Source organism: Metabacillus sp. KJ11-3, from assembly GCF_055808295.1.
The window spans coordinates 2,359,690-2,376,239 of the sequence record NZ_CM147865.1 but is presented as its reverse complement, the minus strand read 5'-3'; the positions used below and the strand labels follow the sequence as shown (position 1 = coordinate 2,376,239).

The following is a 16,550-nucleotide window of genomic DNA, read 5'->3' as shown; positions in this document are numbered from 1 at the left end:
CGAATATGGAGGACCTATGGGTAATTTTAGTCTTTATCAGCATGAATTACTCACAAATCACTATTATCCAAGAGTAAATGCTTATTATTTTAAACAGTGGGATTTTCATCATATGGATTTTCATACTCATAAAGAAGTTGAGATTATGTATGTGATAAACGGTCAATGTGTAGTAGAGGCTGAGCAAGAAACGATTCAGATGAAAAAGGGGGATGTGATTCTCCTTGATGCAAATGTTCCCCATCGTTTACTTGTTGAAGAAGGTAGCCCGTGTCGAATGTTAAACATTGAATTCACTTTTGTATCAAAAGAGGGAAGTTTTCCATCGATAAAGGAATTAACCGACCATTCCATTAGTTTAAAACGTTTTTTAGCTTTAAAAAGACCATATGTTATTTTTAAGGACCCGGATGAGATTTATCGTTCTTTAAAGACTTTGGTTTTGGAACTTGATAACGAAAGATCTATACAGGACCCGATGGTCTATTTATTATTTAGTCAGCTTTTGATTCAGCTATCGAGAATGATCATTGACAAGGATGAAAATAATCAATATGACTTAAGTCAGCAATCAAATGTTTATGTAAAACAAGCGGTTGATTACCTTCATCAAAATTATGATCGTGATATCCAAATCAAAGATGTTGCCATAGCGGTGAGCCTTCATTCAGGTTATCTCCACCGTATTTTTAAACAACAAATGAAGTGTACGATTTTGGACTATTTAACCAGGCTTAGAATCCAAAAAGCAAAAATGTTGTTAAAAGAAACAGAGATACCTGTAATTGAAATTACACATTATGTTGGTGTAAATAGTCGTCAATACTTTAGTATGTTATTTAAAAAATATACAGGTCAAACTCCAAATGAATACAGAAAATTAGTAAAAAAGTCTATTCACAAAGTGAATCACTGAATTTGGGATGACCATTGGTCATCCTATTTTTATATTATAAAAGTTAGGATTTTTGACATGAAAACCTTTGAGAAAGTTACAATATTGGAAACGTATTCAATCCTTTGTTGTTAAAATAATCATAACAAAAGGAAAAGGAGTGCTTTCTTTATATGTCATTTAAAATTTCTTTTATCGGCGCAGGAAGTATAGGGTTTACTAGAGGACTTTTACGTGATTTGTTATCTGTATCTGAATTTCAAGATATTGAAGTATCTTTTACAGATATTAATCCTTCAAACCTTCAAATGGTAACAGAACTGTGTCAACGCGATATTGATGAAAATGGATTTGATATAAAGATTCATGCTACAACTAATCGCAAGGAAGCTTTAAGAGGCGCAAGATATATTTTTTCGGTTGTAAGGATCGGTGGACTTGAGGCCTTTGGACTGGATATTGATATCCCACTTAAGTATGGGATCGATCAGTGTGTTGGTGATACATTGTGTGCTGGTGGGATTATGTATGGTCAACGCGGAATTGCAGAAATGTTGGAGATTTGTAAGGATATTAAAGAAGTAGCAGAGAAGAATTGTATTCTTTTAAACTATGCAAATCCAATGGCTATGATTACTTGGGCTTGTAATGTATATGGCGGTGTGAAAACAATTGGACTTTGTCATGGAGTACAAGGCGGGCATAGGCAAATTGCAGAAGTGTTAGGCTATAAAAAAGAAGAAATCGACATTATTTGTGCAGGGATCAATCATCAAACATGGTACATTAGTGTGAAACATAAGGGAGAAGATGTAACAGGAAATCTTTTAGAAGCATTTGAGGAACATCCTGAGTTTCGTAAAACAGAAAAAGTCAGAATTGATATGTTAAGGAGATTTGGCTATTACTCCACAGAATCAAATGGGCATTTAAGTGAATATGTCCCATGGTATCGAAAACGCACGGATGAGATTAAGGAATGGATAGATTTAGGCTCATGGATAAATGGTGAAACAGGTGGTTATTTGCGTGTGTGCACAGAGGGAAGGAATTGGTTTGAGACAGATTTCCCAAATTGGATGAAGGAACCATCTCTTACATATAAACCCGAGAACCGCAGTGAGGAACATGGTTCGTATATTATTGAGGGACTTGAAACAGGAAGAGTATATCGAGGACATTTTAATGTAGTGAATAATGGGGTGATCACAAATCTTCCTGATGATGCCATAATTGAAGCTCCCGGATATGTGGATCGTAATGGGGTCAATATGCCACATGTAGGTGACCTTCCGCTTGGCTGTGCTGCTGTATGTAATGTGAGTATTTCTGTTCAACGATTAGCAGTGGAAGCAGCTGTTAAGGGAGATGACTTTCTACTGCGTCAAGCGATGATGATGGACCCATTAGTAGGAGCGGTATGTAATCCGAAAGAAATATGGCAAATGACAGATGAACTATTAGTTGCACAGGAAAAATGGTTACCACAATATTCAAAAGCAATTTCAGAGGCAAAATATCGTCTTGAAACAGAACAACTTATCCCAACGAAAAATTATAAAGGTGCTGCTCGATTAAAAACTAAAACAGTCGAAGAAATGGCGGAAAATAAAGAAGAAGCAACGAAAAATGCAAGTGCTGCAGATAAGGCAAAAGAACGGCAATCATCTGTTGGGGAATTATGACTTCAAGAAATTAAACGAAAAGTAAAAGTGCTCATGACTCTATTATTTACTTGAAAAATTAATTTGAATTGGTGAAATAATGAAAAACTTTTTGACAGCTTTACCTTTCTCGTGCTAATATGCTATTAAATTCAAAATATCATTAATTATCAAAATACTCTTATTCAGAGTGGCGGAGGGACTGGCCCGATGAAGCCCGGCAACCATTCAACTTTCATTCGTTGAAAAGGTGCTAATTCCTGCAAAGTGTATGGCTTTGACAAATAAGAGGGGATTTCATTGAAATGAAGACCTCTCTATTTTAAATAGAGAGGTCATTTAGATACTGGAAGAAGAAATCGTCTGAAAAATTACATATCAAATGTAACAGGTGCTGTGAAATCTATCACAGCTTAAAAGGGAAGTTCGGTGAAAATCCGGCACGGTCCCGCCACTGTAATGGGGAGCAACTTATTATTAACCACTATTTCATATGAAATGGGAAGGGATAAGAAGCCATGAACCTAAGTCAGGAGACCTGCCTGTTATATGCGCTTGTACCTACGGATGTATAGGGAGGAGTGAGGAATACGTGTTGAGAAATCCGGAATGTCTCAACTCTAGTTAGCTATGCGTATGAATCTCTCTTTTCTAATTTGAAAAGGGAGATTTTTTGTTTGGGGCAAAAATAGAAATGATAGGAGTGCATGAATACAATGAGTCAAATACAAAGCTCGAACTTAGGATATCCTCGTATTGGTGAAAAACGTGAATGGAAAAAGGTGCTTGAACAATACTGGGCAGGGAATCTTGATAAAGACACATTTTTAAACCGAATGGAAGAGATCCGCCTACAACATCTAAAAAAACAAAAAGAGCAAGGCATTGATTTAATACCGATAGGAGATTTCAGCTTTTATGATCATGTTCTTGATACAGCTGTAATGTTTGGTCTTGTTCCCGAGCGATTTGATTACACGACTGGCGCAGTTTCTTTAGAAACATATTTTGATATGGCAAGGGGTAATAAAGGTGCAGTTGCTTGTGAAATGACAAAATGGTTTAACACAAATTATCACTATATTGTTCCAGAGTTAAATAATGCTGAACCTAAACTTGTGGAAAACCGTCCACTTGCATTTTATAAAGAAGCAAAACAAAAGTTAAATATTGAAGGAAAACCAGTCATTTTAGGTCCAGTGACTTTTGTAAAGCTATCTAAAGGATACAAAAAGTCTGAGTTTCGCGATTTAGTAGAGAGATTTGTCCCGCTTTATGCTGAAATCCTGCAGCAATTACAAACAGAAGGTGTCCAGTTGGTTCAAATGGATGAACCAATAGTAGCGACAAATATTACTTATGAAGAGGTTGAACTGCTCCGTGAAGTCTATCAGCAGTTACATGAAGCAGCACCAAATGTTCACGTAATTTTACAAACGTATTTTGATCATATTGAATATTTTAAAGAAATTTGTTCATTACCAGTACATGGTATAGGACTTGATTTTGTCCACGATAGCGGCCATCACCTTAAAGCTTTAAAAAGCTTTGGTTTTCCTAGTGATAAAGTGTTAGCAGCTGGTGTAGTCAATGGCCGTAACATTTGGCGTTGTAATCTCGAAGAGCAACTTTCACTTTTGACAGAAATATCAGAGTTTGTTTCAAACGACCGTTTAATCGTCCAACCATCATCAAGTTTGTTACATGTACCAGTAACGGTCAAAAGTGAAGAAGTAATTGATGTGGTTCTCAAAAATGCCCTATCCTTTGCTGATGAGAAAATAAATGAAGTTATTGTCTTAACTAAAGCGCTGAATAATGGCATTGAATCTGTACAAGTACAACTGAAAGAGTGTACTGCATCTATTCAATCTTTAAACCATTCTTCATTTAGAAACAATTCGGATGTACAAGATGCGATAAAAAACATTCATGTATATGATGTAGGTCGGAGAGCGGATTTTTTGATACGCCAAGAATTACAGGCTAAAACCTTTGAGTTACCAATGCTTCCTACGACAACGATCGGAAGCTTTCCCCAAACAAAAGAAGTAAGAAATCAACGTTTAAAATGGCGTAAAGGCGAGTTAACCGATGCGGAATATGAGGAATATATAAAAGCAGAAATTAAAAAATGGATAGATATTCAAGAGGAATTAGGTCTGGACGTTTTTGTTCATGGAGAATTCGAACGTACAGATATGGTTGAATATTTTGGAGAAAAACTACTAGGATTCCAATTTACAAAGTTTGGATGGGTTCAATCATATGGATCACGATGTGTGAAACCGCCACTTATCTATGGTGATGTTGATTTGAAGGAATCGATGACGGTAAAGGAAACGGTATTCGCTCAATCACTAACAGCAAAACCTGTTAAAGGAATGCTGACTGGCCCGATAACTATATTAAATTGGTCATTTGTTCGTGATGATATTTCCCGTTTCGATGTGGCAAATCAAATTGCTCTGGCACTGAGAAAAGAGGTTGATAGCCTTGAGAAAAACGGAATCCGAATGATTCAAGTTGATGAACCGGCAATTAGAGAAGGTTTACCTTTAAAACGTGAAAATTGGGATCGTTACCTTAATGAAGCAGTATATGCATTTAAGCTTGCAACAACATCAGTTCAAGATGAGACCCAAATTCATACACATATGTGTTATTCAGATTTTAAAAATATTATTACAACCATTGATGAACTTGATGCAGATGTTATTTCTATTGAAACTTCAAGAAGTCACGGAGAATTAATCCAAGCTTTTGAAGAAACGACATATAATAAAGGGATTGGACTGGGTGTATATGATATTCATAGTCCACGTGTTCCAAAAGTTGAGGAGCTTTTAAGAAATATTGATCGGGCACTTCAAGTGTTGGATCCAAAATTGTTCTGGATCAATCCTGATTGTGGATTAAAGACACGCGGAAAAGAAGAAACGGTTGCAGCGTTAAAAGTAATGGTAGAAGCAGCCAAGTACACGAGAGAAAAGCTGCTTGTAAACAATAGTTAATAAATAACGTAAACAATGCGGGATCTCATTAGGTCCCGTGTTTTTTATGACCATTGACTACTTTATGAAAAAGAGTTCACAAAAAATAAAAGAATTATAGTGAAGTCTCTGTTGAATACAAACCGAATAGTGTAAAATAGGTATGTAAATTACTCATTTTGAGGCTTGTTTAAATTTCCTGTTGATTTCCGTTTCATTTAATAATGATAAAAATCAATACTTATCAATAACATGGCCACAAATTATAAGTCCAACTGGAGGTTTTCACTTTACCATGCCTAGTCGTTATGCAGATTCTAATTTAAAACTATTTTCGCTTAACTCTGATCCCAAGTTAGCGAAGAAGATTGCCGAAATTCTTGGGATTGAATTAGGGAAGAGTTCTGTTACTCGTTTTAGTGATGGAGAAATTCAAATTAACATTGAGGAAAGTATTCGTGGAGATGAGGTGTACATCATCCAATCGATTAGCAATCCTGTAAATGAACATTTAATGGAATTATTAATTATGGTAGATGCTTTAAAGCGTGCATCTGCAAAAACAATCAATTTGGTTATTCCATACTACGGATATGCCAGACAGGACCGTAAAGCTAGGGCAAGGGAGCCAATTACTGCAAAGCTAGTGGCAAATCTACTCCAAAGAGCAGGCTCTACTCGGGTGATTGCTCTTGATTTACACGCCCCCCAGATTCAGGGCTTCTTTGATATTCCAATAGACCATCTATTAGGTGTTCCAATCTTAGGGGAATACTTTATAAATAAGAACTTAGAAGATATTGTCATTGTGTCACCAGACCACGGCGGTGTTACAAGAGCTCGTAAATTAGCAGATCGTTTGAAAGCTCCAATTGCGATAATTGACAAAAGACGTCCAAGACCAAATGTTGTAGAGGTCATGAATATCGTTGGCCATATTGAAGGGAAAACAGCAATCTTAATTGATGATATTATCGACACAGCCGGTACCATAACATTAGCCGCAAATGCACTAGTAGAGCATGGGGCAAAAGAAGTGTATGCATGTTGTACACATCCGGTTTTATCCGGCCCTGCAATTGAACGAATCCAAAGTTCTAAAATAAAGGAATTGGTTATAACCGACTCAATTACAATTCCGGAAGAAAAGCGTATTGACAAATTAGTAGAGTTATCAGTCGCGCCATTAATTAGTGAAGCGATCAAACGAATTTATGAAAAGCAATCAGTGGACGAGTTAGTGCAATAATAATGTTTAATGAAGAATTAACCGGAGCTGGTAAGCATACTCCGGTTATTCTTATTGTTGAAATTTCCCAGTAGAAAGTTATAAGGAAGTGGAAGTTTTGAGTATAAAAGCAACAGAGTTAAAAGACCTAAGTGCAGATTGTGAAAATTGCTTTGGCTTGTGTTGTGTAGCTTTGCCTTATATGAAATCTGCAGATTTTGCCTATGATAAGGACAGTGGGATACCATGTGGTAACCTTCAGTCGGATTATCGGTGTAGCATTCATAAGAACTTAAGAAGTAATGGATTTCGCGGTTGTACTGTGTATGAATGTTTTGGGGCAGGTCAAAAGGTTTCACAAGTAACATATAGTGGGAATGATTGGAGAAGCAAAAAAGAGATTGCAAAAGAAATGTTTGAGGTCTTCCCCATCATGCAACAACTTCATGAAATGCTTCGTTACTTATATGAAGCTCTAAATAGAAAAGAAGCAAGAGAAATACATAAAGATATACATCAAGCAACAGAACAGACTGAACACCTCACCTATTTAAATCCGAAGTCTATATTAAAAATAGATCTATTACAACATAGAGCATTTGTTAATGAAGTATTAATTAGTACGAGTGAATTTGTGCGTACAAAAGGAAAGAATGGTCAAAAACAAAAGGTGAAATTGAAAAAAGGAATCGAACTGATGGGCTCAAATTTAAGGGGAGCAAATCTTAGAGGAGAAAATTTAAGGGGAGCTTTTCTTATTGGATGTGATCTAAGAGATGCTGACTTGAGATATGTTGATTTTATTGGAGCTGACCTTCGAGATGCAAATATTAGTGGAGCAAATTTAAGTGGGAGTATTTTTCTAACTCAAGCACAAATTAATTCAGCCAATGGAGATCTTCATACAAAATTACCTTCATCTTTAGATATTCCTTCCCATTGGTTGAAATAAAGAATAGATGAGAAATTCCTTTGTCATTTTCAAAATTGACTTAATGTGAAAATTCTGTTAAAATTATAGTAAGTTAAATGAACGTTCATTCCTCCAAAGGGGAGTAGCTATTAAACAAAGTCGTCATTTCGGGTCCATACCCCGGCTTTGTTGGCAATAATTATTGCTAGCGAGACCTTTGCCAATTGATTTTTCAATTTGGTAAAGGTCTTTTTTAGATCTTTACCATTATCGGTAAAGGTCTTTTTCTTTTAGTAAGGAATTCTTTCTTTTAGCTTATACTATTGAATGGGAGTGAGTGAAAAGCATATTTAGCAGCATAATCAATTTCCAACAAAAACGAAATGTTACTTTAGGAGAAATTGGGTGATAGTATGGAGAAAGATATATTAGTAGTAGATGAACTATTGGCACAAATAAAAATTACAGCGAATACTAACAATAAACCAGTAACGATTTCAGGAAATGTTCATGATCTAAGTTGTATTGGTGTTGGTACAGATGCTGCTGTTTTTCAGTATGTTCATGAACCATCATATGCTTTTAAGTTATATGCTGATGAGAAAAAAGATAAAATTCAAACAGAAGCGAAAGTCTATGAAGAATTAAATGGCTCACCTTACTTTTCAAAATGTTTTGGAGCGTATGATAGATATTTAGTATTAAGTTTTGAATCAGGTATTACACTGTACGACTGTCTACTTCAAGGAATCCATATTCCTTCACAGGCAATAGCAGATGTTGAGGATGCACGAATTTATGCACAACAACAAAATCTAAATCCAAGAGATATTCATCTGAAAAACATCTTACTTCAGAACGGCAGAGCCAAAGTAATTGATGTATCAGAATACTTAAAACCGGGAAATGATCATCGATGGGAACATTTGAAAAAAGCGTATGATGAATATTATCATTTAATTGATGGAAAAGCGATCCCGATTTGGCTTTTGGAAACCATTCAAAGATGGTATAACCAAAGAAATAACTCTTCAATTGAAGAGTTTATAAAAGATGTATTAAAGTTAAAAGTATTTTGGAAATAAATTTGAAAGTAAGTATAAAAAGGGAGAGAAAATAGCATGTTAAATAAAATACTAAAATCTTTATTAGACAAAAAGTCTCATGGAAAACATAGCTCAAGTGATTTTAAACGAAGAAAATACTCAAAGCATCATCATCCATCAAAGTACGGGCATCAGTACTATAAAAGAAAAGGGAAATCTAGTAGTTTTTTTAGTTCATATAGCAGTTAATGTAAAATTCTTGAGGATTGTTCATAACGATCCTTTTTTTTCGCTAATCATACATATATGCAATAGGGAAATTAACTTTTCCGATTTGTATTTAAAAAATTCTGAACTTCTTCTATTGACAAACCAATTTCTAAAGCCTTTTTCATTAGTTCAATCCACTCTATATCTAAATCTCCATCTTTTACCGATTTCAATGAATTCATCATGATCATCCCCATTATACAAGGTATAGAAATTATTGAATCTGCAAACCATACAAAAAAAGATCTACAATTTCTCTTGCTAATTCATCAGGTTTTTTAAGTCCTTTAAAAAGACATGTGACAGTAAGTCGTTCAATTACACCGACTAATCCATCCGCTACAATTCTCATATCTATATCTTTACGGAAATATCCATCTTTCTGTTCTGACACCAAATTACTTGCTATTTGATCTGCAATTTGATTTTTTATGTCATCCGCTTCTGTTGAAATAAAAAAGCCGATCTTGGTTAACTGATGATCCTCGTCTAAAAAGTTAAAGATAGCAGAAAGCCCAACAGCTATTCTCCCTGGAAGAGTGTTTACATCTAGTCCTGTTTCAAGTCTGCTTTCTTTAGTTAAGTCTGTCAGCTTAGTTCGAAAATGGGTGACTAGTTCCTGAAATATAGCTTCTTTGCTATGAAAATATAAATAAAAAGTAGGTTGAGTTACACCCGCTTTTTTTACGATCGTACTAATTTTTGTTTCATGAAATCCATTTGTAGCAAATTCTTCGGTTGCAATGGAAAGTAACTTAGCTTTACTTTCTACTCCAACTGAACCTTGTTTTCGTCCTCTTTGTCCCATGTTGAAAATCTCCATATAAAAAACATTATATTACTCATAAGTATTATCTTACGAAATGAAGAAACTAGTCAAGAGTTTTATGTGTTTATAAAGTCGATACCTATTTGGGTAATTCAATAATCATTTTCTAATTTGTTAAGTAAATATTCCTCCTGTACAAGTGGGAAAAATGGTAAAATTAAGAATCTGAGTCATAAAGATAGTAAGTAAGTTGTATTGGATGAAGAATGAGGTGTAAGTGAACATGAAACGAAAAGTAAAAATACTAGGTACAGGATCCTATGTACCTAAACGGGTCGTAAATGCTCAAGAAATTGATGCATTAATTGGAAAAGCAAAAGGTTGGTCTGAGAAAAAATCAGGTGTAAAACGAAGGTATTTTGTAGAGGATGAAACAGCATCTTACATGGGGGCAGAAGCAGCAAAGTCAGCCATTAAAGATGCAAATATATCATTGTCAGATCTAGATTGTATTATTAGTGCAAGCGGAACAAATGAACAGGCTATACCATGTAATGCTTCATTAATACAAAAACAATTAGGTTTAGAAGGCTCAGGAATACCTTGCTTTGACTTTAACTCAACATGTCTTAGCTTCGTAACAGCTCTAGACATGATGTCATATGCAATTGATCAAAAAAGATTTCAACATGTGCTAATCGTTTCTTCCGAGATATCCTCTGTTGGTTTAAATTGGAGTCAACATGAAAGCAGCATATTATTTGGAGATGGCGCATGTGCATTTATTTTGTCTCACAGTAATGAAACATCCGGAATCATCTCTTCGAAAATGGAAACGTACAGTGAAGGGGCTAAACTTTCAGAGATAAGAGGCGGTGGAACAAAAATTCACCCCAAAAATTATAGTGAGCAATCTGCGCATAATTTTTTATTTGATATGGATGGTCGGGCAATATTTAAATTATCCTATAAAAAGTTACCGGATTTTTTAGAAGGATTGTTTAATCAGACTGGATTGACAGTACAGGATATGCAAATGGTCATTCCTCATCAAGCAAGTAAATCTGCAATGAATATTATCCGAAAAAAGCTCGGTGTTAAAGAAGAGCGGTTTATGAGTATTATTGAGAATTATGGAAATGTCATAGCTGCATCTATTCCATTGGCCTTCCATGAGGCAATTAGAGCAGGAAAACTGAAACGAGGAGATCTTGTTTTATTATTAGGAACATCTGCAGGTTTATCTATCGGAGGTATTATTCTTGAATACTAGATTACGGGTATTAGTAACAGGGGCTCGGGCCCCTGTTACACTCCATGTTTGCAGATTATTAAACCAATCTGGTGCAGAGGTCTATGCCACTGATTGTACCTCAACACCACTTACAAAAGCGTCTAATAGTATAAAACAATTTATCCTCACTCCTTCTCCTAAATTCGAAACAAAGCTCTATATTAAAGCTTTAGTGGAACTTATTAAAAAGGAAAGAATTAACTATTTAATTCCTATTTGTGAAGAAATTTTTTATATCTCAAAGTATAAAGATGAACTTAATCAATACTGTGAAGTTCTTGTTGATGATTTTTCAAAATTACAATCCTTACATAATAAATACAAATTTATTAAAATGGTTGATTCTTTAGGGTTTCAAGTACCTAGAACAGCTATGTTATCTGAAAAAACGATGAATAATAAGTGGTTTAAAAATAATCATTTAGTCATGAAAAAAATATTTTCCAGATTTTCAGATTCTGTTATATTTTTACCTTCTATAGATGACATACCTTCAACAAGATTTGATGAATCAAGCTGGATTCTTCAAGAAAGAATTAAAGGGGACCAGTATTGTTCTTACTCGATAGCAAAGAATGGGAAAGTTCTCGCACATTCAGTTTATAAAAGTAATTTTACAGCTGGTTTAGGTGCAACATTATCATTTAAACATACAGATAGAAATGATATCCATCAATTTGTCTGTCACATAGTTGAACATTTAGATTTCACGGGACAAATTTCCTTTGATTTTATCGTAGATGAATGTAATAAGGCTTATCCAATTGAATGTAATCCGAGAACGACAAGCGGACTACATCTTTTTGATCAAGATGTGGTGAAAGCCTTACTTCTGCAATCTAACAAATGTTTAATACCTTTAAAGAAGAAAAAGGAAGCGATTAAGTTAGTATTGTTTTTATATGGACTTCAACAGGTTACAAATATCAGGAAATTAGGGGAATGGTTGAAAATTATCGCTACTTATAAAGACATTACTTTGCGGGCAAATGATCCTTTTCCTTTTTTCTATCAAATTATTAGTCTAATAAAACTGTGGAGAGATAGTAAAAAAAACGCTGTTACATTACTACAACAATCAACGTATGATATTAGCTGGGACGGTGATGATATATGAAGGTACTTGTTACAGGTGCAACAGGATTTTTAGGATTGAAAGTAGCACAACGCCTTTCTTCAATGGGATTTGACGTAACAGGGACAGGTCGAAATGAAAAAATAGGAGAAGAGTTATCCCGAAATGCTATACGCTTTGTACCATGTGCGCTGGAAAATAGGAGTTCCATCTTGGCTCTTTGTCAGGGTCAAGATTATGTGATACATTGTGGAGCCCTTTCCTCACCCTGGGGAAAATACAAAGATTTTTATAAGGCGAATGTGATCGGGACGCAAAACGTCATTGAAGGGTGTTTAAAATCGAAAGTAAAGCGGTTAATACATATTTCAACACCAAGTATTTACTTTCATTATAATGAACGAAAAGACGTAAAAGAAGATCAAGAGTTACCGAACAAATTTGTAAATCACTATGCGAAAACGAAATATCTTGCAGAGCTTGAAATAGACAAAGCATTCCAACAAGGTCTCGCGACAATCATCATTCGTCCGCGAGCTTTATTTGGTCCTGGTGATCAAGCTATTTTTCCCAGATTAATTAAAGTATGTGAGAAAGGGATGTTTCCAAAGATTGGAACAGGGGAAGTTGAAATTGATATGACATACATAGAAAATGTAGTCGATGCCATACTTCTTTGTTTAACATCTAGTGAATCTACACTTGGACATAAATACAATATAACAAATGGTGAACGAGTTAATTTATATAGCATGATAGAATCGGTGATGGAAAGATTAGAAAAATCCTTTACATACAAAGAAGTTTCATTTAAAAAAGCATTTCTTGTAGCAAACACATTAGAGCGCATCTCCACCATTTTATTGGGAGGAAAAGAGCCTTTATTAACGCGGTATACAGTTAGTGTTTTATCACAATCACAAACTCTTTCAATTGAAAAAGCAAAGAATGAATTAGGATATGAACCGGCTATTTCGATTGATCAAGGCACAAATGAATTTATTGAATGGTGGAAAACTCATGACAATTGAAATGGTCAAGCTCTTTGAATGTGGCTACTGCACACATCCTGAAAAAGTTATTAACCCTAAAGGGTCATTAAAGAAAATAAAGTTTCCAGCTACAGCAGCATTATTAAAGCATCCGACTAAAGGGTATATATTATTTGATACAGGATATTCTGGGAAGTTTCTAGAAGCCACAAAATCGTTTCCTTATTCTATTTACGCAAAGTTGACTCCTGTTTTTTTCACGGAAGAACAGTCGATAAAAAATCAATTAAGGAGTGAAGGGATTCATTCATCAGAAATACGATACATTATCCTATCTCACTTTCATGGAGACCACACAGCAGGTTTGAAAGATTTTCCAACTGCAAAAATCCTAACCTTTAAAAAAGCGTATGATCATATTAAACAATTTAATAAAGTAAAAGCTTTAACAAAAGGTTGTCTAGTTGATTTACTACCTGATGACATGGATAAAAGAATTGACTTTATTGATGAGCATCCTGAGATATCATTAAGCAGTCAGTTTCAACCATTTCAGAAAGGTTTCGATGTGTTTGGGGATGGATCTCTCTTTGCGATCGATTTAACAGGACATGCAATCGGTCAATTGGGGATTTTTGTTTCTTTGGAAAGTGGAAAAAAATATTACTATGTGCTGATGCCGTTTGGACAAGTCAGGCATATGAAGAACTGCAATTTCCTCATAAAATCACTAAGCTGTTAATTGAAGATGGATCGGCTTATAAGAAAAATATAAAAAAGCTACATGACCTTTCAAAGAATTCACCTGAAATTGATATTTTGCCAACCCATTGTCAAAAGACATGGAACCTGGTGAAAGAGGGATATATATATGAATAAACTATTACTATTAAAACAATATATCTTATCAAAATATTTAAGACGTTTTGAATCAAGAAAGACCATTCAAGTTTATCAAAATAAAAAAATAGAAAAGCACTTAGCATTTGTTTTAACACATTCTCCATTTTATCGTAACTATTATAGGGATCACCTGCTTGAATGGGAATCTTTACCTGTTATATCAAAGCGAGAAATGATGGAGCATTTTGATGAAATAAATACAGTGGGCATATCGAAGGAAGAAGCAATTCAATTGGCAGTAAAAGCTGAGAAAACAAGGGATTTTTCCCCGAAAATCAATACTGTCTCAATTGGATTATCCTCAGGAACTAGTGGAAATCGCGGTTTGTTTTTAGTGAGTGAAAAAGAATCAGCAATGTGGGCTGGAGAGGTCCTTGCAAAGCTGCTACCAGGAAGTCTAATGAAAAAACAAAAAATTGCTTTTTTCTTACGTGCTAACAATAATTTATACGAATCAACAAAAAGTAGTAAAATAAGTTTTTATTTTTTTGATTTAGTTGAAGATCTAAAAACTCATCAAAATAGGTTGCATGAATTGAAACCGACTATTATTATTGCACCACCATCTATGCTGCGTATGATTGCAGAGTGGAAGGGAAATAACATCATTGATATTACGCCAAAAAAAATCATCTCCGTTGCTGAAGTATTAGAAGACGTTGATAAAGCATTTATTGAAGATATCTTTCAACAAACTCTGCATCAGGTTTATCAAGCTACAGAAGGATTTTTAGCAACAACCTGTTCACATGGTGTTTTACATATGAATGAAGATATAATAGCGATTCAAAAGGAATATTTAGATGAAGAAAAAGGGATTTTTGTTCCGATTATAACTGATTTTACGAGAAAAACACAGCCATTAATTCGTTATCGCTTAAATGATGTGTTAATTGAGAGGCAAACTCCTTGTCCTTGTGGATCACATTTTTTAGCTTTGGAACGGATCGATGGCCGATGTGATGATATATTTTATGGAGTCCATGAACAAACAGGGGAACAACATATGCTATTTCCCGATTTTATCCGAAGAGCAGTCATGCTTTCTTCTGAAGATATACTAGAGTATAAAGTAACACAGAAAGATCTTTTTGTAATTGATATTAAGTTGAAAGTGAAAAATGAGAATTCAGTGGCAGAAGCAAAGGTTAAACAAGAATTAGAAAAGCTTTGGAAAGAAAAACTGCTTGTCTTGCCGCAAATTACTTTTACAAAATACGATTTAATTACATCTGAACGTAAAAGGAAGCGGATTGAAAATGTCATAAAGGAAAAGGCAAAACATGAGACTATATGATGTGAAATCAATTGAGGAAATTGACTGGAAAACAAAAAAAGATGGTGAAATGATTAAGCATTACTTTGAACCATTGATGAAAAATGGCAGTACATTTTATATGGAAAATGTCCAAACAGAACTCTTCTTTCTAGAAATAGATGATATATTGTTACCTCTCACTGTTAATAATAAAGAATTTAATAATTCCTATGTCACATCTCCTTTTACACATTATATTACTTATGCAAAAGAAGAGCTTTGGGAGCTGAAAAATCCTTTACTAGAAAAGGTGTTCTCATTAATTATTGATATAATTGGAAAAATACTGAAGAAAAGCAATTTAAATAAAGTAGTGATCGTAAATAATTGGTTATTGTCAACAAATTTAATGGGTTCTATTTTAACGAAGGACCAACTTTTAAGGATCACAAATTATCTAGTGGCAACTTTTCCGCAACACACCATTCTGTTTCGTTCATTAAAAGAAAATTTACATCGTCAGTTTCTTGATACAATGCATAATGTTGGATATCAAAAAGTCATGTCTCGGGCCATTTACTTATTTAATCACACACCAAAATTAACAAAGAAGCATGAAAAGACACTTCAACAGGACAAACGTTTATTTAAAAAATACCATTATTATGTTCGTAAACCTAAAATGGACGATATACCTAAAATAAAGGAATTGTACGATCAGTTATACATTAATAAATATTCCCGTCATAATCCACAATTTACAAAAGAGTTCTTTGAACAGGCCTTTCAGTTTGGGTTTTTACAATTTATGTTATTATGCCAGGGAGATAAAGTAAAAGGGGTAATCGGATATTGGGTAAGGGAAGGTGTTCTTACAACACCCGTATTAGGATATAACACCAAAACAGATAAAAAAGAAGGTTTGTACCGAGTTTTATCATATTTGATCACTGAGTGTGTCCTGCAGAATAAATATATTGGACATCGAAGTGCAGGTGCAGGGGAGTTTAAACGTAACCGAGGCTCAGTTCAGCAGATAGAATATTCTTATTTTTATCAAAAGCACTTACCTGTACATAAAAGACTGTCATGGACTTTTCTTAAGGTAATCATGTCCTTATTCGTTGAGTCTCTTGCGAAGAGGAAGGGATTTTAACTAATATTACCATCGAAAGGATGAGTGTTTTTTTGTTACGATCTTTAGGATAACTTTGTTTTTCTAAGGAGTGAAATATGTGAGGAAAAACATC

Annotated in this window: 13 protein-coding genes, 1 pseudogene and 2 riboswitches; of the genes and pseudogenes, 12 read left to right on the top strand and 2 right to left on the bottom strand. The window is 34.5% G+C overall.

All coding sequences use genetic code 11. The features are described from left to right. The first annotated feature begins 16 nt into the window (after nt 1–16). The 6 genes from AC0L8O_RS12090 (at nt 17) to AC0L8O_RS12065 (ending at nt 8,778) form a co-directional block, all read left to right on the top strand. On the top strand, nt 17–916 hold the full coding sequence (locus tag AC0L8O_RS12090; RefSeq protein ID WP_473448266.1) for a helix-turn-helix domain-containing protein: 900 nt from the start codon (nt 17–19) through the stop codon (nt 914–916). Between the two features lie 152 nt (nt 917–1,068). Next, a complete protein-coding gene (melA, locus tag AC0L8O_RS12085; protein WP_473448264.1) occupies nt 1,069–2,580 on the top strand; it encodes an alpha-galactosidase in 1,512 nt (503 codons plus the stop codon). Between the two features lie 157 nt (nt 2,581–2,737). After that, a riboswitch (SAM riboswitch) is annotated at nt 2,738–2,850 on the top strand. 81 nt (nt 2,851–2,931) lie between these two features. After that, nucleotides 2,932–3,119: riboswitch (cobalamin riboswitch) on the top strand. A gap of 156 nt (nt 3,120–3,275) precedes the next feature. Beyond that, nucleotides 3,276–5,573: a 5-methyltetrahydropteroyltriglutamate--homocysteine S-methyltransferase gene (gene metE, locus AC0L8O_RS12080; protein WP_473448262.1), complete on the top strand. Its 2,298-nt coding sequence runs from the start codon at nt 3,276–3,278 to the stop codon at nt 5,571–5,573. A gap of 274 nt (nt 5,574–5,847) precedes the next feature. Beyond that, a complete protein-coding gene (locus AC0L8O_RS12075; protein WP_473448260.1) occupies nt 5,848–6,801 on the top strand; it encodes a ribose-phosphate diphosphokinase in 954 nt (317 codons plus the stop codon). A gap of 181 nt (nt 6,802–6,982) precedes the next feature. After that, a complete protein-coding gene (locus AC0L8O_RS12070; protein WP_473448850.1) occupies nt 6,983–7,732 on the top strand; it encodes a pentapeptide repeat-containing protein in 750 nt (249 codons plus the stop codon). Nucleotides 7,733–8,106: 374 nt separating this feature from the next. Continuing rightward, complete coding sequence (locus tag AC0L8O_RS12065; RefSeq protein ID WP_473448258.1) at nt 8,107–8,778, top strand: serine/threonine protein kinase; 672 nt, start codon at nt 8,107–8,109, stop codon at nt 8,776–8,778. Between the two features lie 281 nt (nt 8,779–9,059). On the opposite strand, the gene AC0L8O_RS12060 is transcribed toward AC0L8O_RS12065, so the two are convergent. Continuing rightward, nucleotides 9,060–9,194 carry an anti-repressor SinI family protein gene (locus tag AC0L8O_RS12060; RefSeq protein ID WP_473448256.1) on the bottom strand — a complete coding sequence of 45 codons (135 nt, stop codon included), beginning with the start codon at nt 9,192–9,194 and terminating at the stop codon, nt 9,060–9,062. Between the two features lie 29 nt (nt 9,195–9,223). Then, nucleotides 9,224–9,817, bottom strand: coding sequence for a TetR/AcrR family transcriptional regulator (locus AC0L8O_RS12055; protein ID WP_473448254.1), 594 nt, complete (start codon nt 9,815–9,817; stop codon nt 9,224–9,226). A 244-nt stretch (nt 9,818–10,061) separates the two neighbouring features. On the opposite strand from AC0L8O_RS12055, the gene AC0L8O_RS12050 reads away from it, so the two are divergent. From AC0L8O_RS12050 to AC0L8O_RS12025, 6 genes and pseudogenes are all read left to right on the top strand, one after another. Then, nucleotides 10,062–11,051, top strand: a complete 990-nt coding sequence (locus AC0L8O_RS12050) for a beta-ketoacyl-ACP synthase III (RefSeq protein ID WP_473448252.1) — start codon at nt 10,062–10,064, stop codon at nt 11,049–11,051. Next, nucleotides 11,041–12,189, top strand: a complete 1,149-nt coding sequence (locus tag AC0L8O_RS12045; RefSeq protein ID WP_473448250.1) for an ATP-grasp domain-containing protein — start codon at nt 11,041–11,043, stop codon at nt 12,187–12,189. The genes AC0L8O_RS12050 and AC0L8O_RS12045 overlap by 11 nt, the downstream gene beginning before the upstream one ends. Beyond that, entirely contained in the window at nt 12,186–13,178 is a 993-nt protein-coding gene (locus AC0L8O_RS12040; RefSeq protein ID WP_473448248.1) for an NAD-dependent epimerase/dehydratase family protein, read from the top strand. Before AC0L8O_RS12045 ends, AC0L8O_RS12040 begins: the two co-directional genes overlap by 4 nt. Further along, nucleotides 13,168–14,018: pseudogene (locus AC0L8O_RS12035) on the top strand (MBL fold metallo-hydrolase). The gene AC0L8O_RS12040 and the pseudogene AC0L8O_RS12035 overlap by 11 nt, the downstream one beginning before the upstream one ends. Then, a complete protein-coding gene (locus AC0L8O_RS12030; protein ID WP_473448246.1) occupies nt 14,011–15,339 on the top strand; it encodes a F390 synthetase-related protein in 1,329 nt (442 codons plus the stop codon). Before AC0L8O_RS12035 ends, AC0L8O_RS12030 begins: the two are co-directional and overlap by 8 nt. Then, entirely contained in the window at nt 15,326–16,456 is a 1,131-nt protein-coding gene (locus tag AC0L8O_RS12025) for a hypothetical protein (RefSeq protein ID WP_473448244.1), read from the top strand. Before AC0L8O_RS12030 ends, AC0L8O_RS12025 begins: the two co-directional genes overlap by 14 nt. Nucleotides 16,457–16,550 lie beyond the last annotated feature (94 nt).